Genomic DNA, 24,186 nt, shown 5'->3' on the forward strand with positions numbered 1-24,186 from the left:
GGAGGAATACACCGTGATTTCATCAAACCAGTTAAATGAAATGAGTGCAGGCAGCTAGCAAAACTTATTTTAAGCAAAAAAGAAGACCTCTTCATCCTTGATGTACGTAGTGAAAGCGACTTTGCGAATTGGAAAATCGAAGGAAGTCGAATCGAAGTTCTCAATATTCCTTACTTTGAGCTGCTAGAGGGAGTAGAGGAGATAATCGAACAAATTCCAATAGACAAAAAAGTGCTGGTTGTATGCGCCAAAGAAGGTTCTTCTATATTTGTTGGAGAGTTGCTCGTCGCAGCAGGCAGGTCTAATATTTATTACTTGCAGGGCGGAATGAAGTCGTGGAGCGAGCATTTGGAGCCCGTAAAAATTGGCGATTTGCGCCAAGGCGGTACTATTTTTCAGTTTGTACGAATGGGTAAAGGCTGCTTGTCCTACATGATCGTATCAGACGGTGAAGCTGCTGTCATAGATGCCCCTAGAATGACGAATGTGTTGGAGCAATTTGCGAAGGACAATGGGTATCGCATTATGCATACGATAGATACCCATCTTCATGCGGATCATATCTCGGGCGGCCGTAAGCTTGCAGAACAACAATCTGCAACGTACTGGCTTCCTCCAAAAGATGCTGCAGAAGTCACATTTGAATACGCGAAGCTTGAGAACGGTCACGATATTGAGGTAGGCAATACCACTTTAAAAATACAACCCATTTATTCACCTGGTCATACGACGGCAGTACATCGTTTATAGTAGATGATCAGTATTTGCTAACTGGTGACATTTTATTTATTGAATCCATTGGACGACCTGATTTGGCTGGACTAGCTGAAGATTGGGTTGGTGATCTTCGCCAAACGTTATATAGTCGTTATCCGGAGTTGTCTCAGGATTTAATTGTACTTCCAGCACACTTCGGCAAGTTCTCGGAGCTTGGAGAAGATGGGCGGGTAGCCGCTGTTTTATCCGATGTATATAAAAACACTACAGGCTTGCAAATATCGGATGAAGCTGAGTTTCGCAGCATGGTGACCAACAATCTGCCGCAGCATCCGAACGCTTACCAAGAAATACGCCTAACGAATATGGGTAAAATCACACCTAACGAAGAAGAGCAGCGCGAAATGGAAATCGGTCCAAATCGTTGTGCCGTTCACGATAATTAAAGGAGGAAATGAATAATGAAAGCTGATCTAATCGTTGATACCAAAGGGCTGGCTTGCCCGATGCCAATCGTAAAAGCAAAAAAAGCGCTGGATGGATTGAAACCTGGACAATTTATGGAGGTATTATCAACCGATAAAGGTTCTTTAAATGATTTTACGGCTTGGATTAGAAAAACAAATCATGAACTCGTGCAGCATACGGAAGAAAACGGCGTGTTCACATTTCTAGTGAATAAAATTTAACTGAATTTTATTATGGAGAGGAGAACATAAATGGAAGCTGTAACTGAAAAAACAACGATAGTCCTCTTCAGCGGGGAACTTGATAAAGCGATAGCTGCTTTTATTATTGCAAATGGAGCAGCTGCTTATGATCACGAGGTAACTATATTTTTCACCTTTTGGGGACTAAATGCTTTGCGCAAGGATGAAGCAATCCATACCAAAAAAGGGCTTCTTGAAAAAGCCTTTGGCTGGATGATGCCAAGAGGACCGCAAAAACTAGGCTTATCCAAAATGAATTTTGGCGGCATGGGACCTAAAATGATTAAGCATGTTATGAAGAAACATAATGCGTTATCACTGCCGCAGCTCATTGAACTTGCGCAGGAGCAAGGGGTTAAGCTTGTTGCATGTACAATGACAATGGATCTTCTTGGTTTGCAGCGTGAAGAGCTGATCGATGACATTCAACTTGCCGGTGTAGCCGGTTACTTAGGCGACGCCACCGATGCAAAAGTGAATTTATTTATATAATTAATGAAATGATACTCTTTTTTGGTTTATAATATACCCATACATGTACACGTTATCGAATGGGAGGTTAAGAACATGGCATATGTTTATACTGATGAAATGAAAACACGTCTAAGAAGAATAGAGGGTCAGGTTCGAGGCGTATTGAGATTGATGGATGAACAGCAATCCTGCAAGGACGTAGTGAGCCAGCTGTCAGCAGTACGCAATGCAGCAGATAAAGCTATGGCCCAAATTGTTGCGGAAAACCTTCATCAATGTATTATTGAAGAACAGTCAACTGGTGGCGATACGAATAAGCTGGTTAAAGAAGCGATTGAGCTACTTGTGAAAAGTCGGTAAAAGAACACAAGCTTAATAACCTTCTCTAGCATACTCTACTTAGTAGAATGGATGGTAGAGGAGGAATAGTTATGCATTTAATTTCAATCATTCTCATTGGACTGGCTTCTAATATTGATAATTTAGGAATTGGTGTATCCTTTGGCACGCGATCAACAAAAATTCCAATTGTCTCAAACTTGTTTATTGCCATATTGGCCATGGCTGCAGCATATTTAGCCATAACAATGGGTCACCTTATATCTGGTTTTATGAGTCAAAAGCATGCAGATTTAATTGGTGGTTCTGTCATCATACTTCTAGGTCTTTGGAGCATATTGCCTAAACAGAGGACAAGGGTTGCAACAAGTCCATTACGTGAGACAAGTGATTCGGAAAGATCTATTACTTGGCAGGAAACGATCTCATTAGGTTTTGCTTTATCATTAAATTGTATCGCTACAGGATTTGTAGCAGGTGTTAGTGGTGCGTCACCGATAATGACTGCAATTTCAGTTGGTACATTTTCACTAATAACCGTTGCTATCGGATTGCGGATTGGACATGAGATTGCAAGAACATGGTTAGGTAAATATTCTACGCTCATCGGCGGTATGATACTCATTGTAATAGGCCTTATGGAGATTTTTTTGTAACTGACCGATAACAAAAAATAAGCGAACACGGTAGAGCGTGTTCGCTTATTCTAAGACGTCATATATAATTCTTACACCTAGGGAGCTGTAATTTTCTTCTTTGTAATGTCCATGCTCACAATACTTGGTGCTGGACAAGCTTTCATTGATTGACAGCAAGGGTTCATTGCAGGTCGGGCATTTATCTTCAAATATTTTTTTGAAAATACTTTTCATTTTTTAAATACCTCATTTCACATGAAGTTACTTGGTTTTAATTATACCTTACTTATTGCAATCCAACAAGGAGAGTTTTTATGGACATTATCCTTTACATCATCATGACGCTGCTCGGTTTTGTCGGTTCCTTTTTTTCGGGATTACTTGGCATAGGCGGGGCCATAATAAATTTTCCCCTTTTATTATATGTTCCATCCAGTCTTGGCTTAGCGCAGTTTACGGCAAAAGAAGTGGCATCCATCAGCATGTTTCAAGTTTTCTTCGCTTCGTTAGCTGGGATTATCGCTTTCCGTCAAAAAAGCAATCAAACAGCAGTCATTCATAAAGGTCTTGTTATTTATATGGGCAGCAGTATTTTAATGGGCAGTTTAATTGGCGGATTCGGATCTCGTTTTCTTAATGAAGATGCCATTAATATTATATACGGAACATTATCGGTTATTGCTGTTGTTTTAATGCTCGTTCCAAACCGGGGAAAACAACAATTAAATATAAATGAAATCACTTTTAATAAGCTCATTGCGGTAACGTCTGCTTTCATTGTTGGCATTGTGTCAGGAGTTGTTGGAGCAGGTGGTGCTTTTATTCTAATCCCAATCATGTTGACGGTCTTAAAAATTCCCACAAGGACAACCATTGCCTCATCATTAGCGATCGTATTTGTATCGGCGATTGGTGGTGTCATCGGCAAGCTATCCGCTGGTTCCATTCCGATATGGCCAACTGTATTTGTTGTATTGGGCAGCTTAATCGGTGCACCAATTGGATCTAGAATCAGCTCTAAAATAAACGTGAAATATTTGCGATATGGGCTTGTTGTATTACTCATTTTCACAGCGATTAAAGTGTGGTCATCCATATTGCAATAGAATATGCGTACCTTATTAAACGGATTGGGGAGGTTAGGATATGTTGATTTTACTTGCTCTAACTGGTTTATTCGTGATGTGGTTCATTTATAGAAGATTCTCGCCCCTAAAAAATTTAACTTATGTCGACGAAAAAGCGCTAAATGAAAAAGGCGTTATACCTGACAGCAGCAAAATACTCGATGTCCGCGATTCAACTGATTATGAGAAATGTCATGTGGATGGTTCGATTAATATATCAATTGGTCGGCTCCCTTATTTGTGGAACAAAGAGCTTGCACCAAATGACTCCGTCTTAATTTTGTCGGACAGTTTCTATAAAAGTAAAAAGGCTGCGAAAATCCTTAAAAAACATGGTTTCAGCCAGCTGTTTACTGTACGAAACCAACAATGTGCATAGATAACTTTTCAAGTGACTGATGAACCGCGTATATCGCGGTTTTTTTGCGTCCACTCTAAACCAGATTATGGTACAATTTCCTCGTATGTTGAAAATAATACTGTTCGTGCACAACCATTTTATATCAGAAAGCAGGGATCATTTGAGATTATTTCATGTGAGCGAAGAAAGTGATATTACACTTTTTGAACCTAGAATACCTTCTCGAGTGGATATGGATCAAAGCAAAGGGTTGGTATGGGCAATAAATGAACAATGCTTGCCGAATTTCCTAACACCTCGCAATTGTCCTAGAGTAACTTATCATAGTCATGAAACGACCACAGATGAGCATAAAAAACTTTATTTAAGCTCAAATTCGTTGGATCATGTTGTTGCGATTGAGCATAAATGGTTTGAAATCATGAGGGAAACCACATTGTATTTATATGAATTCGATACGGTTGATTTCTATGGCGCTGATAAAAGTGCTGGTTACTATGTGAGCGAAAAAACACAGATCCCCATCAATAAAATAATTGTTCATGATTTGTTTGGAGAACTCATACGCAGAAATGTCGAGGTTCGCATGATCGATAATTTGTGGGATTTGAATGATAAAATTGCAACCACAAGCTTTAATTGGTCGATGTGCAGAATGGGTTTTGCCGCGCAGAGAAAGGAATCAGTATGATGAGTACAATAGTTGAGATTGAAAACTATAATCCTCTTTGGGAGCACGAATTTTGTGAAATACGATCTACTATCGAAGCTGAAGTTGGGCAATTCATTAGGTCAGTTGAACATGTAGGAAGCACCTCTGTTAAAGGACTTGGTGCAAAGCCCATCTTGGATATAGATATCGTCATTGAAGATTATAGTATGCTGCCTCTGATCATCCAAGGGCTTGAGAAGATTGGTTATTTCCATCAACAAGATTGGAGTTTTGAAGGAAGAGAGGCCTTTGGCAGAAAAGATATGTCGGTTCCTTGGCATAAACAGCGTGAAAAATGGATGGAGCATCACTTGTACGTGTGCAATCGTGATAGCGAAGAATTAGCAAGACATTTGGCATTCCGCGATTATCTTAGGGAGCATCCCGAAGCTGTCATTGCGTATGAACAGTTAAAAAAGGAATTGGCATTGCAAGCTCAAGATCGGTCCGGTTATACAGCAGGTAAAACGGATTTTATAAATGAAATATTAAAAAGGGTAAAGCTCACGAAAACAAAGGTTCAGCTCTGAACTTGATACAAACGAACAATTTTTTATAATTTTAACGGCAGTCTTTACATCCATATGGACGAAATTAGAGCGGCTCGTGTAGTATAGATTCATTGTTCCTAATTAATGGAAGGGGATCGAGACAGATGAATGAATTGCTAAGCGAGTGGAAAATAACAGAGGGCCACTTGGATGTTGTGCCCGAAGAGGTTGGGCTCAGCTCACATCAATTAAATAAGCTGGATAATCACTTTCTGAATCTGATCGCACAGCAAAAAATTCAAGCAGCCAGTTTTCTCGTTGCACGAGAAGGAAAGATCGCCGCATGGAAATCAATGGGTCGACTTCATGGATCCACAGACCAAGGTGAACTGCAGCCGGATTCCTTGCGTAAAATGTCATCCATAACGAAAGCATTCACAAGTGTTGCAATCATGAAGCTCATAGAGGACGGTAAGCTTTATATCGATCTGACTGTGTCCAGCATTTTGGAAGAATTCAATAATCCTGTACATAAAGATATCACCTTGTTCCACTTATTAACGCATACGTCTGGTATTTTACCAGTCACCGGATATTACAATGAGCCCTATCCTAGAGAATGGTGGGGGGCTAGCGGCATGGATAATTGGATTCGAAAAGTGTTGCAAGGCCCGCTCGTTTGCCAACCTGGGGATGCCTATAATTATTCTACGGTGGGCTTCGCTCTGCTGGGCGAGATCATCTCAAGAGTATCTGGTAAGCAGTATGAGGACTACATTACGGAGAACATTATCGAACCACTCCAAATGACACGTACTTTTTTTGATGTTCCTGAGCATCTGCACTCTGAAGTATGCAGTGTAGATCAGATGGATATCGAAAGGTTAAGCATAGAAAATGACGGTTCCCCTATGCCGCCTCGTTCGGATAGTGGACTTTATTCAACACTATTTGATATGTGGAAATTCGGACAAATGCTGTTGAATGGCGGAACCTTTGAAGGTCAGCGTATCCTTGGCAGAAAGTCGGTAGATCTGATGACTCGCCGACATCTGTTTAACGTTCCCGCCTATCATTGGGGAGGTAAAATCAAAGATAAAGGTCATGCTCTTGGTTTAGATTTAGCTATTCATCATCTTTCATATGAATCAGTAGGCACCTACCAGCTGGAGGGTTCAGGAAGAACCGGATTTTTTGTGGACCCGGTTGAGAAGCTCGTTGTTATATTCATGGTACCTTCCATTTACTCATGGATACCTGAATCGGTACTTGGTACCAAACAAATTATATGGTCAAGTTTGGTTTAGAATAAGCATAAAACTTGAATGCAGCCATTAGTGATATTTATATAGAGTGAGTCGACTATTCGCCTCGCTCTTTTTTTTGTGCAGACAATTAAACTGATGCAATGACATCATTAAAACTAATCAAGATACTTAACCCGGGTATAGTAAAAACTCTTGACCTACATACCCTTAGGGGGTATATTATAATGGTTATGATGTAAAGGAGAGATGCCAAATGAATGATAAAATAAAAATCGCAGTCTCACCAGCCATTCAGGTTGGAGGCAGCCTGTTCACACCTCATCAACTGGTAACCATAGGTTCACTTATTGACACAGAAGCAAATATAGAGATGACACCTTTTAAGCAGCTTTATGTGGAAATACCGTTAGATCAACAAAATGAACTAACCGAACAATTACGAGCAGTCGGCCTCGAGGTTAATCCTTCAGGCTTTACGACAAAAAGCTTGATTGCATGCAACTTTTGCAAAGGAGCCCAGGATGCCGGCTTAGATATTGCCATTAAATTAAACGAAGCAATTGCGGGAATCGGAACACCAACTCCAATGAAAGTCGGTTATGCTGGTTGCGCATTAGGTACAAGTGAACCTTTATTAAAAGATATTGGGGTCGTAAAAATGCGGAATGTGTTTGACGTTTATGTCGGCGGAGAGCCCAAGGGAATAAAACCTTCCTTTGCCCAGCTTTTAATTTCAGGGTTATCGGAAGAGAAGTTAATACCATCAATAATTAATCTCATTAACTATTATAAAGAACATGCTAAAGGAAAGGAAAAATTCAGCAAATTTATTAATCGTATTTCACTAGACGAATTAAAAACTTTGAAATGGAATGAACAACCATGAGTAAAATTTTAGTTGTAGAGGATGAAGATAAAATTAGAGAGGTTATAATCGCTTATCTAAACAAGGCTGGTTATAGTGCATGTGAAGTTAGTGATGGCCAAAGTGCGTTGCATGAAATCGATAAGCAGCCCTTTGATTTAATCATTCTTGACTTGATGCTCCCTGACATTAATGGAGAACTGCTGTGCAGACAAATACGAGGAACTAATCCGGTACCTATCATTATGCTAACGGCTAAAGCTTCTCTAAATCATCGCATCCAAGGGTTATCTGCTGGAGCTGACGATTATATCGTGAAACCATTTGATCCCCATGAATTGTTGGCTAGAGTTCGTTCTGTCCTGCGGCGTACTAATCATCAAGAGCTTCTCGCTGATCGTTTGGAATACGGTAATGGACGATTAAGTTTGGATAGCCAAGCTAAACAGGTTTACATCAATCAAGAACCCATAAATTTAACACCCAATGAATATAAACTGCTTGTTGCTATGGCTAGAAATGCTGAAAGAACACTTTCCCGCGAACAATTAATTGATATGGTGATGGGAATCGATTTTGAAGGGGATGCTCGTACAATTGATCAGCATGTCAAAAATTTACGGCAAAAAATAGAGGAGGATGCTAAAAATCCAATGTTCATTCAGACGGTTTTTGGTGCCGGCTATCGCTTTCATGGAGGAGGCAAATGAAAAAAACACTATCCTATCGGATTAGTATTCTTCTTATCTTTTATACCACAGCCATCTTAATCATTGCTTCCATTGCTTTAGCTACAGCCACTCATCATCATTTCCAGCTTTATGGTGAAGAGATAGCGCAAGGTAGCCACGATAAGACAGAGTCATTAAATTCACATTTAGAGCAAGCCGTTCTTCAATCCATTGGACTGACAGTAGGCGGAGCACTCATTATTACGCTTATTATGAGCATTTACATCGCTAAAAAAATTTCCTCACCTTTAGTTAAAATGAAGAACATAACACTCGTTATGGCAAGAGGAAAACGAGATGCTCGACTACCTATAAAAGGAACTCCAAAAGATGAAGTCGATCAACTGGCTGCCTCTATCAATCATTTAGCTGAACAGCTTGAACAGCAAGAACAATTACGGGTGACGATGACCGAAAATATTGCTCATGAGCTTCGAACACCTTTAACGACATTAAATAGTTATTTATCAGCGATTCAAGATGGGATTTGGGAAGCTACTCCTGAACGCATTCAATCATGCAGAGAAGAAATTCACCGTTTAGTCCAAATGGTTAATGATTTGGAAGAACTGCAAACACTTACTTCTACAGCACAGCCGTTAACCTTAAAAGAAGCTCCTCTAACAAAATCTATAGAACAAGTTATAGATCTTATGAAGCCCTCCTTTTCAGACAAAGGAATTATATTGGAAAGAGGTTTCATCCCTAAAATGACTATCCATGCTGATGAATACCGACTCATTCAAATATGGACAAATTTATTATCGAATGCTCTAAAATTTACTTCAAGTGGTGGAAAGATATCGGTATATGGGAAATTAGTTCAACAAGGTGTTCAAATAACTGTCAAGGATACTGGAATCGGAATACCAACTGAGCAGCTCGCGCATATATTCGAACGTTTCTATCGTGTGGAAAAATCACGGAACCGGAAATCGGGAGGTGGGGGCTTAGGACTGGCTATTACGAAAACACTTGTCGAACGTCACGGAGGACAAATTTGGGCTGAAAGTGATGAAGGGACTTTATTTCATGTGTATTTACCGAATACAGTAAAGAATAACTAAATAAAGAGTCTATTTGTAGATGAATGAAAACAACATGCTGCTATTGGAGTCAATCAATTCGAGCCAAGGCTTACTTCACAAGATAGTAAACTGCAGAGGCTGTTACTAATCTGATACTGAACCGAGTGAGATTGTTTATAAATGAATAGCATAAAAAACACGTACCGTTGATGCTTTTCCGATCGGAGGTACGTGTTTTTTATTGAAGATAGACATTGCTGAAAAAGATCTTCGTAATCGGCATAGCAAGCTTGAATAACATCAATTCCTAATCGGAGGTGCAGCAAATGTCCGGGGTCATTTCCAAAGCTATTCACATATTGGATCTGCTTGTACCGCATGGCAGCGAGAAAGAAATGAGTGCAACAGAAATCAGCAGGGAACTCGACATGCCCGTACAAAGCGCGCATCGGATTCTTCATTCTTTATCCGAACATGGATTTGTTGCTCAAGATAAAAAATCGAAAAAATATAAATTAGGACTTTCCATTATGAAATACGGTTTTTTGATGTGGGACAGTCTAATGTTCAGGTCACTGGCTAGACCATTCATGGTCGAACTATCGCAAAAAACGAAAGAAACGATCTATTTGGCTACAAGAGAGAACCAAGAAGGCGTCTATATTGATTCCATCGATTCACCGCAAATTTTGAAAATTTCCGAACCTATCGGACTTAGGCTGCCACTCTATATAGGAGCATCTAATCGCGCTATTCTTGCTCATTTGCCATCCACGATGCAGGAAGCTATATTGCAAGGTGTGGATTGGACAACAATACCGTCGCTGATTCCATTATCCAAAGAAATGATTCAGACTGATCTAGAGATCATTCGCTCCCGAGGTTATGCCATCACATCAGGAGAAGCAACGGATGGAACAACTGGCATCGGGGCTCCCATCTTTTCTTATGATAATACCGTTATTGGATCACTGAATGTAGCTGGTCCCGCGATACGCTTTACGCCAAGTAAAATCGAGAGCTACGGTCAGCAAGCAAAAAAGTATGCGGATCTCATCTCCAAAGAACTGGGGTTCCGCAATAAGATACGTTGGAGCGAGTAGGTGGCGATCCCAAACGAATAAATTGAACGAACAGTGATCGAGCGTTCGTTCTTTTTTTATGCAAAAAACTGCTTTACATTGATTTAGGACATATGTCCTTTCCTAAACCTTGAAATGTATCGTTTAATGATGGAAAGATTGATATGGAGGAGAGCAATGATATGAAAGGGAGCATTTTTGCATTTTTAGGCGGGGTCTTAATTACACTGCAAGGTGTTGCTAATTCAAGAATTAGTCAAGATATCGGCACTTGGCAAACCGCAACGATTACCCAGTTCACCGGCTTCATAGCAGCCTTGATTATTCTGTTATTCGTCAGGGATAAACAGTGGACCGGTTTTAAACAAGTAAAACCCTTATATCTAATCGGCGGTTCCTTTGCAGCTATTATCATCTTCAGCAATGTCACTGCTATTCAACAAATTGGCGTTACACTTAGCATATCTGCCATGCTGATTGCCCAGTTAAGCCTGGCTTTTATCGTCGATAGTCAAGGATGGTTCGGGGTTGCAAAGCAGAAGATGAGGCTGCCTCAATTCATCGGTATTGGGATGATGATAGCTGGGGTGGTCATATTGCGGTTATAATAGTTAAAATATACCAAGCCCTTGATCGTATTCCACTGGAGGTGATTCGTACAGATGCAAGAAATTAAAGATCGCGAGCAGCTTCACCATTTTTTACAAGCGCATCAATTGGAAGCAACATTCGGGGAACAACTATTACCCCATTTGTCACTATTCTGCTTTGATCATGAGGAGCTTATTTGTTCCCAAGGTCAATCTTCAAAATATCTCTATTTTCTCGTTCAAGGAAAGATAAAGATCTACACAACCTCAAAAGATGGGAAAACACTTATTCTTACTTTCAAAACCTCCCTTGATGTAGTGGGGGATATTGAATATGTGCAAGACATTGACATTATTAATACGGTTGAAGCCGTGTCGACTGTATACATGATTGGAATTCATCATCAGTGGTTGAATAAATACGGCAAAGATCATTCACCGCTGCTGCAATTTTTATTGAAAATTATAGCTCGGAAATTTTTAAAAAATTCGAATGCATTAAGCTTCAATATTTTGCACCCTGTAGAGGTTCGATTGGCGAGCTATCTATTGTCCGTCTCCTATGATGATTCAGAATATCTAATTAAAGGGCAGCGAAAAACAATCAGCTTAAAGGATACGGCTAACTTGATTGGAACGAGCTATAGACATCTCAATCGGGTTGTCCAGCAATTTTGTGCAAAAGGTTTAATTGAGCGGAAGAATGGAGGCATTCTTGTTAAAAACAAGGATGGACTACGCGCACTCGCCAGCCAAAATATTTATGAGTAATACAATATCATGAGCTATTTCAAAACAATAAGCCAATGGGAGAGTAGAAAACATGATGATCGGGCTTATATTCGCAGTTCTCACTGGTTGTTTGGTCAGTTTGCAAAATATATTCAATAGCAAAGTCAATGAACGAATAAATACATGGACAACTACTGCCTTAGTATTAGGCATGGGCTTCCTTGCCTCATTTGTTATCGGATTCGTATTCGAAGGCGAACAGTTATTTGTATTACAAAATATGAAGCCATGGTACTGGTTCAGCGGTCTAATCGGCGTAGGCGTCGTTACTTGTCTGGTACAAGGCATTAGGCGGCTTGGCCCGACGTATGCCATCTCTATCGTTCTAACCGCACAGCTGGGAACTGCTTTATTGTGGGACTCGCAAGGGTGGCTAGGTATCGAAAAAGTAGCGTTCACAACGAATAAAGGGTTAGGTGTCCTTGTAATCGTCTGTGGTATCATTGTATTTAAAATAAGCGGTGCTCGTAAGAAAGTTACAGCATAACGACCAATAACGTTTAAGATTCAATTTGATCAAAGCAGGGTATTTTCTTCTATAAAGGCTCTAATACTAACTTAGCAGCAGGAGGAGGAAAAACATGATCAAAGCTAAACTTAAGTACGGTCTTGTAGCAGCAGCACTGATGATTGGCCTTACAGTAATCACACCGTTAACGCAAGCAGCAGTCAGCACAACAGCAAAGGATCTTTTCAGCGGAACACCAGCAGGGGATACCGCATACCATTTCAGTGATATTCAATTTTTGAACGGTACAACCGGACGCGCTGCTGGCAATGGATTTCTCATTGGTACTTCTGATGCCGGCTCAACATGGCAACCGATCTATAAGGGTACTTGGCAATTTACACAGCTTGATTTTATTTCCAACACAACCGGATGGGCATTGGCGAAATCTTCTGCTTCCGGAACGAATGCCCTTATTCACACCAAGGATGGCGGAAAAACGTTCACCAAAATAGTAACCAGTCCGCTCGCGCTTGAACGTATTCATTTTGTGGATGCTTCAAATGGCTTCGGCTATACGAAGGCTTTTGCCTATAAAACATCAAATGGCGGGAAAACATGGACCAAAATCTCTACTCCTCCCAATAACCGCTATGCAGAGTTTACAGATGTGAAGCATGGATGGTCACTTATCGTAGTACCTGGATTTGGCTATCGACTATCAAAAACCACAGATGGTGGTATGAATTGGTCCACGAAACTAACGGTTAAATCTGAGGAGAGCATAGGCGGAAAGCTTTACACAAAGGGAAATCAAATATGGGCACAATTTTACGGTGGAGTAGGGATGTCCCAGCAATCTTATTCCCTTTATGCCTCTGCAGATAGTGGTTCAAGCTGGAGGAAAGTAATTAGTCAGGAAACAGCAGGCGGTGGACCAGCACCGGGCGGTGCTGCAGGACTTGTTAAGGAAGGACCGGCTGCGCCTGGTGGACACCCTAGCAATATGGAGCTTGTTGATGGAGCTGCGATACTCGGAGGTTACTCTCCAGCCGCTGGAGTCATTGGCGTTGGTCGTTCGGTTGATTCAGGGAAAACGTGGAATAATCTTAGACCGATCGCAGGGGGAGAAAGCATTATTTCGTTTACAAGCAAGGAGCTAGGCTGGATGGCAGATACAAGCCTAGCTAATGCTGCTGTGTACAGAACAACTGATGGCGGCAAAACATGGTCCAAAAAAATAAGCATTCCTGAAAACAATCAGTAAGCTGCAATAACGGATATGCTGACAAGAACTTTAAGAAGACTGGTTCCTATTATAGGGGCCAGTCTTTTTGTTGCCGTCAGCTATTATGTATAAAAAATGAGGGGCTAAGCAAAATAAATGAAGTATTCAACTTCAATTTGCGGTAATCACTTGAGTGGGGTGGACGTATGGATGATATAAAATGTGATTTCTCTCCAATGAAAGTTGAAGTGAAAAGCAAGCTTCTACATTTGCGTGAATCCCTTGAATCTTTGATAAAGGATTTGGATCATGATGCTGGCAATTGCTTGCTAAACGAGTTCCATTCTATGAAAGAACAAGTTTTTGAGACGGAATCGATTGCAACAACCTTTTATTTAAAATGTTATCTTGCACCTTATACCGCTAAATATGACGAGTTGTCCCATGCAATATCCCATTTATCGAAACGGCGCCATGGGGCGCTTCTCGTCGTGCAAAGATCAGATTCAATTGATAGGTATATTACTCATGGCGTATTAATTTCTGCCATGCTGACGCATTCGTTAATAGAATCTATTTTCACGCCTGGCGGTCCACTCCACGACGGCGCAGTTTTAATCCAAAATGATAAAATTATATCTGCTGGCAATGTCCTCCCGTTAACGCAAAGAGACAGCGAGCAGAAGAAGCTTGGAACTAGACATCGTGCCGGTCTTGGTTTATCAGAATTAAGTGATGCACTTGTTATCATCGTATCAGAAGAAACCGGACAAGCTTCCTTCAGCTTGGAAGGAAATTTATATCCCTTTTCACCTGGCAATGATCTGCTCCATTAAATGACACAAAGAAAAACCACCTCTTCATAAAGAGGTGGTAGTTGGTAGTGACGATTAACGCAATGTTCTCAATGCACCGCTCCAAGCGAGTACTTGATCTAACATACCGTTCAAATTAGTAAGATGAAGATCAGCTGGTTTGAAAACAGAACCGTTCTCAAAATCAGTGAAGAGTGACAATGCAGGATGTACACGAACGTCAGCTACAGACAATTCACCCAAAATTCCACGTAAATGCTCAGCTGCACGAGCACCTCCTACAGAACCGTAACTTACGATACCTGCTGCTTTATCGTTCCATGCGTCACGTGCATAATCAAGCGCATTTTTCAGAGATGCTGAAATACTGTGGTTGTATTCTTGTACGATAAATACGAATCCATCCAAACTAGCAAGCTTAGTATTCCAAGCTGTTGCTTGCTCAGTAGCATCGCTTTCTCCCAAGAGCGGGAGCTTGAAATCCGCGATATCAACGATTTCATAATTAGCATCTCCGCGTTGATCAGCAATTTTCTTTACCCATTCACCAACTTGCGGGCTAAGACGACCTTGACGAGTACTTCCTAAAATAATACCGATATTTAATTTTGACACTGTTTTTTCCTCCTCAATAGTTGTTCTACCAAATCATTTGTCTAGAAAACCTTTTGCAGACACTGCCAAATCATGTTGTAAAGCTTTAGAACAAGAACCGTCCTTAGAATAACAAATAGTTAATGATCAGTATTTCTTAAACAAGGAAGGGTTATTCTTAAAAAGATGGATAATAAAAATACGCCAACTTCCTTTACGTTGAGTATCTTTAATATGAGATAATAATAGCGAATATAATTTTCTTTGTCAAGTAACTATAATTAATTAAGTGCATTAATCTTTCCATTAATTGTAGCTTTTCAAACTTAAACATTCACACTTGCCATTTTATCAATTGAGTAGTAAAGTGATGGCATAGTCATTGAGAGGGGGAACGAAATGCAGAATAATACGTTAGGTTCGTTAATTTGGCTTCGGCTGATGCGTTTTACGAATCAGAGCAACCAGATGTCAAATGAATTTTTAAAACAATTTGATTTAACGACTGCTCAATTTGATGTACTCATGCAGATTCGTGTCTATCAGCCTCTAACCCAAATGGTTTTAGCCGAGAAAGTAACGGTTACGCAAGGCGGTATATCTCGCATGCTCGTACGACTTGAGAACGAAGGTTATATTGTGCGCAAGCAAGACTGGAAAACCAAAACGATTAGTTTAACAGAAAAAGCCGAAGCCATATTGGATAACGCAATGCCGAGCCAGCTTGCTTTTCAAACTTCATTTTTTGAAGATGTATTAAATGAGGACGAACAAAAAACACTATACGCATTGATGACTCGTATCCATAAACATAGCCAGAAAAAGAAATTGCCGTCAGAGTAATTTTTTTGCAATATCAATTGACTAGTCAAGTTAAAAAGAGGAGGAACAATTATGTATACCATCCCTGGACATCATCATATTTCGATGATTACAAAAAACGCAAAAATTAATAATCATTTTTATCAAGAAGTACTAGGACTACGCAGAGTGAAGAAGACGGTCAATCAAGACGATCCATCCATGTATCATTTATTTTACGGTGATTTAACGGGCAGTGCGGGAACGGAGCTATCCTTCTTTGAAATGACAAATGCAGGAAGAACTGTGCGCGGTACTAATGCGATTACTCAAATTGGCTTACTCGTGCCTTCTTTAGAAAGTTTAGCCTATTGGAAAAAACGTTTTGAATTATTAAAGGTAGAACACGGCGAAATCACAAAATATGCAGGACGAGATGCGCTCCATTTTGAAGATACAGAAGGTTTGCGAATGGTTCTACTAAACAATAACGGTGAGGAAGTCCCTGAGAAATGGGCAGCATGGGAGGAATCAATCGCCTTACAAAATCATCGCATTCTTGGCATGGGAACTGTCGAAATTACTGTTCGATCTTTAGATCATTTAGCCGCTACATTGACGAGCATGTTAGGTTATAGCGAAGTGTCACGTACGGATAATGAAGCCGTTTATCAATCCGTTGCCGGCCGTTCCTATGGAGAAATTTTGGTCAAACAAGCAGATGGAGCAATCGAGAAGCCTGGAAGAGGAAGCATTCATCATTTAGCGATCCGTGTTAAAAATGAAGAAGAACTGCGTTATTGGGATGAGGTCGTTAAAAAACGTGGCTTCCACTCCTCCGGCATTGTGGATCGTTATTATTTTCAAAGCTTATATTTCCGAGAATCAAATGGCATTTTGTTTGAAATAGCGACGGATGGGCCTGGGTTTACGAAAGATTCATCCGTCGCAGAGCTGGGCAAAGCACTGGATTTACCGCCATTTTTAGAAGCCAGACGGGCGGATATTGAAGCAAAATTAATACCGCTGAATTAATACGCAAAAGGGGAGAGTACGCATGGAAAAATATCGAATCGATAAAAATAAATGATTAGAACTCGGATTGTATTCCATTGGGGATCATTTGCCTAACCCGCATACGGGCACTCAAATTGATTTTGGCGGTGTTCCGTTTGATAGAATTGCAAAAAATATAGAATTTATCGCTACTGAAATTATGCCCGCAATTAAGAAACATACCGCTAAAAACTAAATTGCAATTAAAATCAATTTCATCATTTAACTTATAAAAAGTGCCGCGACGATTTATTGCGGCACTTTTTTATGTTCCAGATCATCCTAATAACCCCGCTAAATAGCTAGTCATAACGAGCTTCCGTAGCTATTTATGTATGGATTGGAACAATTTTCTATTTATATATAGAATTATTCTATTATTCAAACTTTTCAAAATTCTGTATGCTAGGGATAATCAAAGTTCATAAAACACATAGGAATTATATGGATTACTTGTAAAGTATGTATACCAAATGATAAAAAGTTGGTGAATGCAATAGGACAGCTATTAGAAGTTGATCGATTACAGGTGGCATTTCGGATGGATCAAGGAGAAGTGATCGCTGTAGATGATGTGAGCTTCACACTTGAACATGGGGAAACCATCGCTATTGTTGGCGAATCCGGTTGCGGAAAGAGTGTAACATCCCTTTCCATCATGGGATTGCTCGGTGCTAATGGTTCAGTTCGTCACGGAGACATCAAGTTCAACGGCTCATCCTTAATCAGCTGCTCGCAAGCTCAGCTTCGTAAGCTTCGCGGCAGCGAAATCGCGATGATTTTTCAGGAGCCGATGACCTCTCTAAATCCAGTCTTCTCGATCGGAGAGCAGATTGAAGAAACGATTCGCCAGCACTTGAACCTGTCTCGCAAGGAAGTGAAGCTCCTAGCCGTAGATTTGTTAAGGAAAGTAGGTATTTCTAGAGCTGAATCGATTATAAAGGAATACCCTCACGCACTTTCAGGAGGCATGAGACAACGGGTAATGATAGCAATGGCGCTGGCATGCCAGCCCAAGCTGCTCATTGCCGATGAGCCAACGACTGCACTCGATGTTACGATTCAAGCACAAATCCTTGCATTGATGAAGCAGCTGCAGGCAGAAAGCGGTGCTGCTATCTTGCTAGTTACGCATGATTTAGGAGTTGTAGCTGAAATGGCTGATACGGTGGTCGTCATGTATGCGGGGCAAGTCGTCGAATCAGCTGACGTTTTCACTCTCTTTCGAGCACCAAAGCATCCGTATACGCAAGGCTTAATGAAATCAACCCTCCGACTCGATCAAGTCAACAGGGAGCGGCTGCAGACTATTCCAGGTTCAGTTCCCTCTTTCCAGAAGATGCCAGCAGGATGCCGCTTTCACCCACGCTGTCCACATACAATCGCACGATGCCAGCAAGAACAGCCTGATCTTACGACGAATGGACAGGGACATCATGTACGCTGCTGGCTGATGGACCTTCCAAACGTATCGAATGAAGAACATACTCAAGCGGTTAGCTTATGAGCCTCAACACACTATTGCAAATCGAACGGTTAAAAATGTATTACCCCATTCGTAGTGGCGTATTTTCGAATCAAGTCAGCCATATCAAGGCGGTTGATGATGTGAACCTAACGATGTATGAAGGGGAAACCATCGGTTTAGTAGGCGAATCGGGATGCGGCAAGTCGACGATTGGACGTTCAATCATTCGACTTGAGAATCCGCAAGCTGGACGTATTCTTTTTGAAAATCAGAATATTATATTTTCCTCTCAGCGACAGTTAAAACAACTGCGGACACGAATGCAGATGATTTTTCAGGACCCTTATGCTTCCTTAAATCCAAGGCTTCGAATATACGATACGCTTGCTGAGCCGTTAATTGTTCACAAGCTGGTGAAGCGCAGTGAGGTGCAGCGTGAGGTTGATAACCTGCTTCAATTAGTTGGATTGCCGCGTTCGGTTGCCAATCGATATCCTCATGAATTTTCTGGGGGGCAGCGCCAGAGGATCGGAATCGCTAGAGCCATTTCAATCAAACCCAAATTGATCGTATGCGATGAGCCAGTATCAGCGCTTGATGTCTCCATCCAAGCTCAAATTTTAAATCTTTTGCAGGATTTGCAAAATGAGTTGAAGCTGACGTATTTATTTATCGCCCATGGCATTGGAGCAGTTAAACAGATCAGTACAAGAATCGCCGTCATGTACTTGGGGAAAATCGTAGAATTGGCGCCTACAGAGGAGCTATTCCGCAAGCCGAAGCACCCGTATACGCAGCTTCTATTAAATGCGTATCCTCCGCCGGACCCAACACTTCGAACAACGAAGAGTCACATCATTCAAGGAGATGTGCCTAGTCCAGCTGAGCCTCCATCTGGTTGTCGATTTCATACTCGTTGTCCTTATGTGCAAGAGTTGTGCCGAACAACAGAACCGGTAATTACGGAAGAGCATCACTCTGTTGCATGCCACTATCCGCTTGCATAGCACAAAGGCTAGGAAAGGAGAAGGCATCGATGGGCCATTATATCGTTCGAAGGCTGCTGATTTCCATTCCAGTATTTCTTGGAATCACATTGCTTAATTTTCTTATCATGAATATGGCTCCCGGGAATCCCGTGGATATGTTAATCAATCCTAATATCCCGAAAGAACTGCTAGAGATTAAAAAAGAGCTGCTTGGTCTGAATGACCCATTGTATATACAGTATGTAAAATGGCTGGGCGGTTTTTTTAGAGGAGAACTAGGCTATTCATTTAGCAGCTTCGCCCCCGTATCACAGTTGATTGGCGCCAGAATCGGACCTACCTTGCTGCTGGCTGCAGCATCGATGCTGGTTGGGATATTGATTGCCGTACCCGTGGGGGTGATCAGTGCTGTCAAACAGAATTCAAAATTAGACTATGTCATGACAGGGTTATCCTTCCTAGGCACCTCGATTCCTCCCTTTTTCCTAGGCCTTGGATTTATCTATTTGGTTGGAATTAAGCTGAAGTGGCTTCCAACAGGGGGAATGTCAACGTTAGGTGGCTCTGGAAGCTTCGGGGATATCCTCATGCATATGATTCTTCCTGTCATGGTACTTGGAATTACGATTGCTGGTAAAAAGGTTCGTTATGTTCGCGCCAGTATGCTCGATGTACTCCATCAGGATTATCTGCGTACAGCAAGGGCGAAAGGCCTTAGTGAATTTCTGGTTACGAATAAGCATGCACTCCGCAATGCCTTAATCCCGATCATAACGATCATCGGTGCAGAAATTCCTTTGGTATTAGGCGGCAGCATTATTATTGAGCAAGTATTTCAATGGCCGGGTATCGGGCAATTAACGATGGAAGCCATTCTCTCACGCGACTATCCGACTTTAATGGGCATTAATTTGATTGCTGCATGCGTTATACTCCTCACGAATTTGTTCACCGACATCGTTTATTCAATAGTTGATCCACGCATTAAATACAGCTGATTGGAGGGGATAGCGAATGTCCGTTAGTGAAATGCCATGGATGAGGAAAGATGCATTTTCTTCAGATCATGGCGATGAAGACGAACTGTCCTTGGATGTAATGGAGAGTCATGCCCAATTAGTGAGGCGTAAGTTTATCAAGCACAAGCTGGCGGTATGGGGACTTGTAACTACCTTGCTGCTGCTTAGTATCGCTCTTTTTGCTCCGTGGCTTGCTCCGAGTCAGCCTAATGAAATTACAGATGTGTTCTCAGCCCATCCCTCGCTTACACACTGGTTAGGCACCGATCAAGTAGGGCGGGATGTATTAAGCCGGTTGATTTATGGAACACGTGTATCTTTAATGATTGGTTTTTTTACAGTTGCTTTGTACGTAACCTTCGGAACATTCATTGGACTAATTGCTGGTTACTATGGAAAATGGCTGGATATGGCACTTATGCGTTTGACTGATATTTTCTTAAGTTTTCCTTACATGATGGTTGTGTTGGTCATCGTGAGCGTGCTTGGTGCAAGTGCAACCACGATCATCCTTGTTCTCGCACTATTCAAATGGCCAACAATAGCAATGCTTGTCAGGGGAAGCGTATTATCCATGAAACAAATGGATTTTGTCCGCGCCGGCGTTGCGCTTGGATACAACACCCCGCGAATACTATTGAAGCATATTTTGCCAAATGTATTGGGGCCAATCATTGTGAATGCAACGTTTGGCGTTGCCAGCACAATTCTTAGTGAAGCTGGACTTAGTTTCCTTGGGATGGGGGTCAAATCCCCTCAGGCGAGCCTTGGCAATATGCTGCATGATGCACAATCGCTAACGGTTTTAACGGAGCAGCAGTGGTTATGGGTACCCGCTGGCATCGTTATTCTCATTACCGTTCTTGCGATTAACTTTGTAGGTGACGGCCTTCGTGATGCGTTTGATGCAAGAGCCTAAGTACATGAAGCTGCTATTTAATTATTTAAATAGAAAAAGCAATAAAACAAAAGGAGAGAAACAAATGAAAACAAGGTTTCGAGTACAAGGTTTCATAGTATTAACCATCTTCTTGATTTTCCTATCGGCTTGCAGTGAAACGAAGCAGGTGAATGTCGAAGCAACAGCAGAACCAGCCAAGGAGGAGGTTTATGTTAAGGCAACAACCAACGATGCCAAAGCAAAAAAAACCTTATACATTGGCATCGTTAATGCTCCTGTTACTTTAAATCAAATCAATACGCAAGGAAGCTCGGCGTCGCTGGCGCCCATTAATTTACTTAACGATTCTTTGCTCGATGTAACGGATACCGCACAATTTATTCCGAAGCTGGCGGAATCTATCGAGACGCAGGATAAGCAAACTTACCGTATCAAACTCAAAGCGAATGCCAAATGGAACGATGGCAACCCTTTTACAACGGCAGATGTGGCTTTCACCTTAAAGCTTGCCCTCCATGCCAAAGTAGAATCATCCTTCAAGCTGGATTTTATCGAAGGTTTAAATGACATTGGGAAACTGGATGAAGGGAAGACAGAGCTATCCGGATTAAAAATCATCGATCCAACGACCTTCGAGATCAAAACAAAAACACCGATCGATCCGCTCGTATTTAATGAACGTTTCGGTGTTAAGGTTAATTTCTTGCCCGAGCATATTCTGAAAGATGCCAATCCAGAGCAGCTTTCAACGAACGAATATTTTCAAAAACCATTAGTCACCATTGGTCCCTATAAGTTTGCGAATTATGAGCAGGGGCAATTTGTCGAGGTGACGAAAAATGAAAAGTACTACCTCGATGTACCTAAGATTGACACGATATTCATAAAGGTGCTTCCCGCGGCAAATCTTGTAGCACAGCTGCAGACGGGAGAAATTCAAATGAATTCTTTGCCGGTCGGGCTTGTACCGATTACGGATTATGATAAGGTCAAGGGCTTTGAGAATGTAAATGTAACCTCTGCTCCAGCTTCTGAGCCGGCCGAAATTTTCTTCAATACGGAGAAGCTGCCAGATAAAAAAGTGCGCCAAGCGATCGCCTATGCGTTGAACCGTCCACTCATTGTGGAGCAGCTGCTCAAAGGGCAGGCCGAAATTATTGATGGAGGCATCCCAAGCTCGCATCCTTATTTTAATAAAAATATTGCCAATTATGATTACAATCCTGAAAAAGCAAAAGAGCTTTTAAAAGAAGCGAACTGGGATCCCAAACGTACCATTACATTTATTATTCCAGTTGGGAATAAGGTTCGTGAGCAGGCTGCTGATATTCTCGTACAAAACTTAGAATCTGTTGGGATTAAAGTAGACGTTCAGAAATTCGATTTCCCAACGTTAATCGATAAAGTGGAGAAGGGCGAGCATGACATTACCATATTCACAAGAGATTACTATATCGAACCGAGCCTCTATTTTACAACCTATAAAAGTGATGATCCCGAGAGTGTGATTCGATTTAAGAATCCATTAGTCGATGAGCTGATTAAAAAGGGCGAACAAGAAATTATAGAGGAAAAACGTCACGAGATTTATAACCAACTGCAAGAGGTACTGCATGATGAGGTTGCCACTTTAGCTGTTTATTCCGAGAAACGTTTGCAGGTCGTATCAAAAAACGTTCTGGTTGGAAAACCGCTTAATCTAGGTACGTTCAATAATGTAAACCAGTGGGATATAGAAACAAAATAGCAGCACACGGTTTTATAAAAGCTGCATGCCATGAAGTTATTGCTCGGTTTTACGGAATTTATTCCATTTATATATGTTTTTAAAACTTTAGGAGGTGCAAGGATAATGACAGAATTGAATTGTCTTGTATGCAAGTCGGATATCGAGGTGGAAGAGAGTGTAACGACGGGTGAAATTTTGGAATGCGGTTCATGCGGTCAAGAGCATGAAGTGCATGTCGAATCCAATCTTGTAAGCATCGCTCTAGCTCCAGAAATAGAAGAAACTTGGGGAGAGTAGGAACCGAACATGGAGCAGAATCGTGCGATTTTATTATGTGTTACAAAGTTGCGGGAAGAAGAACAACGAATAATCGATCATCTTCGAGCTTTAGGCGTACAAGTGCAGGTGAACTTGGATTCCATGGAGTTACCATTAGGCGAGCCTGATGTCCATTCCTTCGGACTTGCTCTCATTCGTTGTCTCTCACAGAAAAACGCGTTGAATCGAGCCCATCTGCTTGAATTAGCCGGTCTTGAAACGTTGAATTCGGTCAAAGCAATTACTATTTGTACAAATAAAATACATCAAGCGATTGTGTTTCAAAAACATGGCATTCCCCAGCCCCAATATAAAGTAGCTTTTACACCTGAGAAGCTCTTCCAAGCTTTGCAGACATTTGGAGATTTATGTGTCATTAAGCCGGCAACCTCATCTTGGGGAAGAGGAATAGCTAGAATCACCGGCAAAGAATGCTTAGATGGGTGGATAGCTGCAAGGGAATCTGTAGATCCTGGGCATCAATCGTTCCCTGTATTAGTGCAAGAATATGTGGAAAAAGGCGATTTTGATATCCGTGTTGTCATCGTAGGCAGCAAACCGATTGCTGCGTTCCGCCGAGTTTCAGCAGACAACTGGAAGACGAATACGCATCTAGGCGCGGAGATCGATCCTCTAGAAATTAATGAAGAAATGGCATCCATTTGCAAACAAATAATTGAGGTTTTGGGCGAAGGCATTTATGGTGCAGACTTGTTTTTTGATTACAAGCAGCAACGGTATGTCGTTTGTGAAGTGAATCAAAACCCGGAATTCGCAAAGTCTTGGAAAATTCATGGTGTCGATGTGGCCTACCATATTGCACAATATGTAAAAGCTGCGATTGAACGAAAAAATAAGGCCAACTTAACTGTTATATCGCGGTAAATAGGGAGGT

At 41.3% G+C, this 24,186-nt stretch carries 28 protein-coding genes and 2 pseudogenes; 29 read left to right on the forward strand and 1 reads right to left on the reverse strand.

Going from position 1 to position 24,186, the window contains the following annotated elements; all coding sequences use genetic code 11:
• The first annotated feature begins 66 nt into the window (after window positions 1-66).
• The 19 genes and pseudogenes from ACIFSR_RS18675 (at window position 67) to cdaS (ending at window position 14,437) form a co-directional block, all read left to right on the forward strand.
• Window positions 67-1,163: pseudogene (locus tag ACIFSR_RS18675) on the forward strand (MBL fold metallo-hydrolase).
• A gap of 15 nt (window positions 1,164-1,178) precedes the next feature.
• Entirely contained in the window at window positions 1,179-1,406 is a 228-nt protein-coding gene (locus ACIFSR_RS18680) for a sulfurtransferase TusA family protein (RefSeq protein WP_430059119.1), read from the forward strand.
• A 30-nt stretch (window positions 1,407-1,436) separates the two neighbouring features.
• Window positions 1,437-1,919, forward strand: a complete 483-nt coding sequence (locus ACIFSR_RS18685) for a DsrE/DsrF/DrsH-like family protein (protein ID WP_339209355.1) — start codon at window positions 1,437-1,439, stop codon at window positions 1,917-1,919.
• A gap of 75 nt (window positions 1,920-1,994) precedes the next feature.
• Window positions 1,995-2,261, forward strand: a complete 267-nt coding sequence (locus ACIFSR_RS18690; protein ID WP_339209352.1) for a metal-sensitive transcriptional regulator — start codon at window positions 1,995-1,997, stop codon at window positions 2,259-2,261.
• Between the two features lie 71 nt (window positions 2,262-2,332).
• On the forward strand, window positions 2,333-2,896 hold the full coding sequence (locus ACIFSR_RS18695) for a manganese efflux pump MntP family protein (protein ID WP_430059121.1): 564 nt from the start codon (window positions 2,333-2,335) through the stop codon (window positions 2,894-2,896).
• 296 nt (window positions 2,897-3,192) lie between these two features.
• Complete coding sequence (locus ACIFSR_RS18700) at window positions 3,193-3,984, forward strand: sulfite exporter TauE/SafE family protein (RefSeq protein WP_339209350.1); 792 nt, start codon at window positions 3,193-3,195, stop codon at window positions 3,982-3,984.
• 40 nt (window positions 3,985-4,024) lie between these two features.
• Window positions 4,025-4,384, forward strand: coding sequence for a rhodanese-like domain-containing protein (locus tag ACIFSR_RS18705; RefSeq protein ID WP_430059124.1), 360 nt, complete (start codon window positions 4,025-4,027; stop codon window positions 4,382-4,384).
• Between the two features lie 142 nt (window positions 4,385-4,526).
• The gene (locus ACIFSR_RS18710) at window positions 4,527-5,057 is read left to right on the forward strand and encodes a DUF6886 family protein (RefSeq protein ID WP_430059126.1); all 531 of its coding nucleotides are present in this window, start codon (window positions 4,527-4,529) and stop codon (window positions 5,055-5,057) included.
• Entirely contained in the window at window positions 5,057-5,608 is a 552-nt protein-coding gene (locus ACIFSR_RS18715; RefSeq protein WP_430059128.1) for a GrpB family protein, read from the forward strand. Before ACIFSR_RS18710 ends, ACIFSR_RS18715 begins: the two co-directional genes overlap by 1 nt.
• A 125-nt stretch (window positions 5,609-5,733) precedes the next feature.
• Window positions 5,734-6,876 carry a serine hydrolase domain-containing protein gene (locus tag ACIFSR_RS18720; protein WP_430059130.1) on the forward strand — a complete coding sequence of 381 codons (1,143 nt, stop codon included), beginning with the start codon at window positions 5,734-5,736 and terminating at the stop codon, window positions 6,874-6,876.
• Window positions 6,877-7,090: 214 nt separating this feature from the next.
• Window positions 7,091-7,723 (forward strand): nitrite reductase, encoded by a 633-nt coding sequence (locus ACIFSR_RS18725; protein WP_430059132.1) that lies wholly within the window; start codon window positions 7,091-7,093, stop codon window positions 7,721-7,723.
• Window positions 7,720-8,412, forward strand: a complete 693-nt coding sequence (locus tag ACIFSR_RS18730; protein ID WP_430059134.1) for a response regulator transcription factor — start codon at window positions 7,720-7,722, stop codon at window positions 8,410-8,412. Before ACIFSR_RS18725 ends, ACIFSR_RS18730 begins: the two co-directional genes overlap by 4 nt.
• Window positions 8,409-9,500 carry a sensor histidine kinase gene (locus ACIFSR_RS18735; RefSeq protein WP_430059136.1) on the forward strand — a complete coding sequence of 364 codons (1,092 nt, stop codon included), beginning with the start codon at window positions 8,409-8,411 and terminating at the stop codon, window positions 9,498-9,500. The genes ACIFSR_RS18730 and ACIFSR_RS18735 overlap by 4 nt, the downstream gene beginning before the upstream one ends.
• Window positions 9,501-9,787: 287 nt before the next feature.
• The gene (locus ACIFSR_RS18740) at window positions 9,788-10,564 is read left to right on the forward strand and encodes an IclR family transcriptional regulator (RefSeq protein ID WP_430059138.1); all 777 of its coding nucleotides are present in this window, start codon (window positions 9,788-9,790) and stop codon (window positions 10,562-10,564) included.
• Between the two features lie 161 nt (window positions 10,565-10,725).
• Complete coding sequence (locus tag ACIFSR_RS18745) at window positions 10,726-11,151, forward strand: DMT family transporter (RefSeq protein ID WP_430059140.1); 426 nt, start codon at window positions 10,726-10,728, stop codon at window positions 11,149-11,151.
• A 54-nt stretch (window positions 11,152-11,205) separates the two neighbouring features.
• Complete coding sequence (locus ACIFSR_RS18750) at window positions 11,206-11,904, forward strand: Crp/Fnr family transcriptional regulator (protein WP_430059142.1); 699 nt, start codon at window positions 11,206-11,208, stop codon at window positions 11,902-11,904.
• 52 nt (window positions 11,905-11,956) lie between these two features.
• Entirely contained in the window at window positions 11,957-12,412 is a 456-nt protein-coding gene (locus ACIFSR_RS18755) for a DMT family transporter (protein WP_339209336.1), read from the forward strand.
• 94 nt (window positions 12,413-12,506) lie between these two features.
• Window positions 12,507-13,640 (forward strand): WD40/YVTN/BNR-like repeat-containing protein, encoded by a 1,134-nt coding sequence (locus ACIFSR_RS18760; RefSeq protein WP_430059144.1) that lies wholly within the window; start codon window positions 12,507-12,509, stop codon window positions 13,638-13,640.
• Between the two features lie 167 nt (window positions 13,641-13,807).
• Entirely contained in the window at window positions 13,808-14,437 is a 630-nt protein-coding gene (gene cdaS / locus ACIFSR_RS18765; RefSeq protein WP_430059146.1) for a sporulation-specific diadenylate cyclase CdaS, read from the forward strand.
• 54 nt (window positions 14,438-14,491) lie between these two features.
• Here the strand turns inward: cdaS and ACIFSR_RS18770 are convergent, their stop codons facing one another.
• Window positions 14,492-15,031 (reverse strand): NADPH-dependent FMN reductase, encoded by a 540-nt coding sequence (locus tag ACIFSR_RS18770; protein WP_430059148.1) that lies wholly within the window; start codon window positions 15,029-15,031, stop codon window positions 14,492-14,494.
• 378 nt (window positions 15,032-15,409) lie between these two features.
• On the opposite strand from ACIFSR_RS18770, the gene ACIFSR_RS18775 reads away from it, so the two are divergent.
• From ACIFSR_RS18775 to ACIFSR_RS18820, 10 genes and pseudogenes are all read left to right on the forward strand, one after another.
• Window positions 15,410-15,853, forward strand: coding sequence for a MarR family winged helix-turn-helix transcriptional regulator (locus tag ACIFSR_RS18775; protein ID WP_339209333.1), 444 nt, complete (start codon window positions 15,410-15,412; stop codon window positions 15,851-15,853).
• Window positions 15,854-15,904: 51 nt separating this feature from the next.
• Entirely contained in the window at window positions 15,905-16,846 is a 942-nt protein-coding gene (locus ACIFSR_RS18780) for a ring-cleaving dioxygenase (protein WP_430059150.1), read from the forward strand.
• A 112-nt stretch (window positions 16,847-16,958) separates the two neighbouring features.
• A pseudogene (locus tag ACIFSR_RS18785) lies at window positions 16,959-17,063 on the forward strand (LLM class flavin-dependent oxidoreductase); the annotation flags it as partial.
• A 345-nt stretch (window positions 17,064-17,408) separates the two neighbouring features.
• Complete coding sequence (locus ACIFSR_RS18790; RefSeq protein WP_430059152.1) at window positions 17,409-18,374, forward strand: ABC transporter ATP-binding protein; 966 nt, start codon at window positions 17,409-17,411, stop codon at window positions 18,372-18,374.
• On the forward strand, window positions 18,371-19,342 hold the full coding sequence (locus ACIFSR_RS18795; RefSeq protein WP_430059154.1) for an ABC transporter ATP-binding protein: 972 nt from the start codon (window positions 18,371-18,373) through the stop codon (window positions 19,340-19,342). Before ACIFSR_RS18790 ends, ACIFSR_RS18795 begins: the two co-directional genes overlap by 4 nt.
• Before the next feature lie 29 nt (window positions 19,343-19,371).
• Window positions 19,372-20,322: an ABC transporter permease gene (locus ACIFSR_RS18800; protein WP_430059156.1), complete on the forward strand. Its 951-nt coding sequence runs from the start codon at window positions 19,372-19,374 to the stop codon at window positions 20,320-20,322.
• Between the two features lie 16 nt (window positions 20,323-20,338).
• Window positions 20,339-21,262, forward strand: coding sequence for an oligopeptide ABC transporter permease (gene opp4C, locus ACIFSR_RS18805; protein ID WP_430059158.1), 924 nt, complete (start codon window positions 20,339-20,341; stop codon window positions 21,260-21,262).
• 64 nt (window positions 21,263-21,326) lie between these two features.
• The gene (locus ACIFSR_RS18810) at window positions 21,327-22,991 is read left to right on the forward strand and encodes an ABC transporter substrate-binding protein (RefSeq protein WP_430059160.1); all 1,665 of its coding nucleotides are present in this window, start codon (window positions 21,327-21,329) and stop codon (window positions 22,989-22,991) included.
• Between the two features lie 105 nt (window positions 22,992-23,096).
• Window positions 23,097-23,270, forward strand: coding sequence for a lysine biosynthesis protein LysW (locus ACIFSR_RS18815; protein WP_430059162.1), 174 nt, complete (start codon window positions 23,097-23,099; stop codon window positions 23,268-23,270).
• A 9-nt stretch (window positions 23,271-23,279) separates the two neighbouring features.
• The gene (locus tag ACIFSR_RS18820) at window positions 23,280-24,176 is read left to right on the forward strand and encodes a RimK family alpha-L-glutamate ligase (RefSeq protein ID WP_430059164.1); all 897 of its coding nucleotides are present in this window, start codon (window positions 23,280-23,282) and stop codon (window positions 24,174-24,176) included.
• The last annotated feature ends 10 nt before the right edge of the window (window positions 24,177-24,186 follow it).

Origin of the sequence: Paenibacillus sp. NRS-1760 (assembly GCF_050467785.1) — a bacterium.
Taxonomy (GTDB): domain Bacteria; phylum Bacillota; class Bacilli; order Paenibacillales; family Paenibacillaceae; genus Pristimantibacillus.

Excerpts from the sequence above, each read along its gene's own strand:
- ACIFSR_RS18820 (WP_430059164.1), top strand. The coding sequence starts at position 23,280 with ATGGAGCAGAATCGTGCGATTTTATTATGTGTTACAAAGTTGCGGGAA.
- ACIFSR_RS18700 (WP_339209350.1), top strand. The coding sequence starts at position 3,193 with ATGGACATTATCCTTTACATCATCATGACGCTGCTCGGTTTTGTCGGT.
- ACIFSR_RS18755 (WP_339209336.1), top strand. The coding sequence starts at position 11,957 with ATGATGATCGGGCTTATATTCGCAGTTCTCACTGGTTGTTTGGTCAGT.
- ACIFSR_RS18760 (WP_430059144.1), top strand. The coding sequence starts at position 12,507 with ATGATCAAAGCTAAACTTAAGTACGGTCTTGTAGCAGCAGCACTGATG.
- ACIFSR_RS18780 (WP_430059150.1), top strand. The coding sequence starts at position 15,905 with ATGTATACCATCCCTGGACATCATCATATTTCGATGATTACAAAAAAC.
- ACIFSR_RS18815 (WP_430059162.1), top strand. The coding sequence starts at position 23,097 with ATGACAGAATTGAATTGTCTTGTATGCAAGTCGGATATCGAGGTGGAA.
- ACIFSR_RS18740 (WP_430059138.1), top strand. The coding sequence starts at position 9,788 with ATGTCCGGGGTCATTTCCAAAGCTATTCACATATTGGATCTGCTTGTA.
- ACIFSR_RS18810 (WP_430059160.1), top strand. The coding sequence starts at position 21,327 with ATGAAAACAAGGTTTCGAGTACAAGGTTTCATAGTATTAACCATCTTC.
- ACIFSR_RS18695 (WP_430059121.1), top strand. The coding sequence starts at position 2,333 with ATGCATTTAATTTCAATCATTCTCATTGGACTGGCTTCTAATATTGAT.
- ACIFSR_RS18730 (WP_430059134.1), top strand. The coding sequence starts at position 7,720 with ATGAGTAAAATTTTAGTTGTAGAGGATGAAGATAAAATTAGAGAGGTT.
- ACIFSR_RS18735 (WP_430059136.1), top strand. The coding sequence starts at position 8,409 with ATGAAAAAAACACTATCCTATCGGATTAGTATTCTTCTTATCTTTTAT.
- ACIFSR_RS18800 (WP_430059156.1), top strand. The coding sequence starts at position 19,372 with ATGGGCCATTATATCGTTCGAAGGCTGCTGATTTCCATTCCAGTATTT.
- opp4C (WP_430059158.1), top strand. The coding sequence starts at position 20,339 with ATGTCCGTTAGTGAAATGCCATGGATGAGGAAAGATGCATTTTCTTCA.
- ACIFSR_RS18685 (WP_339209355.1), top strand. The coding sequence starts at position 1,437 with ATGGAAGCTGTAACTGAAAAAACAACGATAGTCCTCTTCAGCGGGGAA.
- ACIFSR_RS18750 (WP_430059142.1), top strand. The coding sequence starts at position 11,206 with ATGCAAGAAATTAAAGATCGCGAGCAGCTTCACCATTTTTTACAAGCG.
- ACIFSR_RS18775 (WP_339209333.1), top strand. The coding sequence starts at position 15,410 with ATGCAGAATAATACGTTAGGTTCGTTAATTTGGCTTCGGCTGATGCGT.
- cdaS (WP_430059146.1), top strand. The coding sequence starts at position 13,808 with ATGGATGATATAAAATGTGATTTCTCTCCAATGAAAGTTGAAGTGAAA.
- ACIFSR_RS18720 (WP_430059130.1), top strand. The coding sequence starts at position 5,734 with ATGAATGAATTGCTAAGCGAGTGGAAAATAACAGAGGGCCACTTGGAT.
- ACIFSR_RS18795 (WP_430059154.1), top strand. The coding sequence starts at position 18,371 with ATGAGCCTCAACACACTATTGCAAATCGAACGGTTAAAAATGTATTAC.
- ACIFSR_RS18790 (WP_430059152.1), top strand. The coding sequence starts at position 17,409 with ATGGATCAAGGAGAAGTGATCGCTGTAGATGATGTGAGCTTCACACTT.
- ACIFSR_RS18705 (WP_430059124.1), top strand. The coding sequence starts at position 4,025 with ATGTTGATTTTACTTGCTCTAACTGGTTTATTCGTGATGTGGTTCATT.
- ACIFSR_RS18725 (WP_430059132.1), top strand. The coding sequence starts at position 7,091 with ATGAATGATAAAATAAAAATCGCAGTCTCACCAGCCATTCAGGTTGGA.
- ACIFSR_RS18690 (WP_339209352.1), top strand. The coding sequence starts at position 1,995 with ATGGCATATGTTTATACTGATGAAATGAAAACACGTCTAAGAAGAATA.
- ACIFSR_RS18680 (WP_430059119.1), top strand. The coding sequence starts at position 1,179 with ATGAAAGCTGATCTAATCGTTGATACCAAAGGGCTGGCTTGCCCGATG.
- ACIFSR_RS18715 (WP_430059128.1), top strand. The coding sequence starts at position 5,057 with ATGAGTACAATAGTTGAGATTGAAAACTATAATCCTCTTTGGGAGCAC.
- ACIFSR_RS18745 (WP_430059140.1), top strand. The coding sequence starts at position 10,726 with ATGAAAGGGAGCATTTTTGCATTTTTAGGCGGGGTCTTAATTACACTG.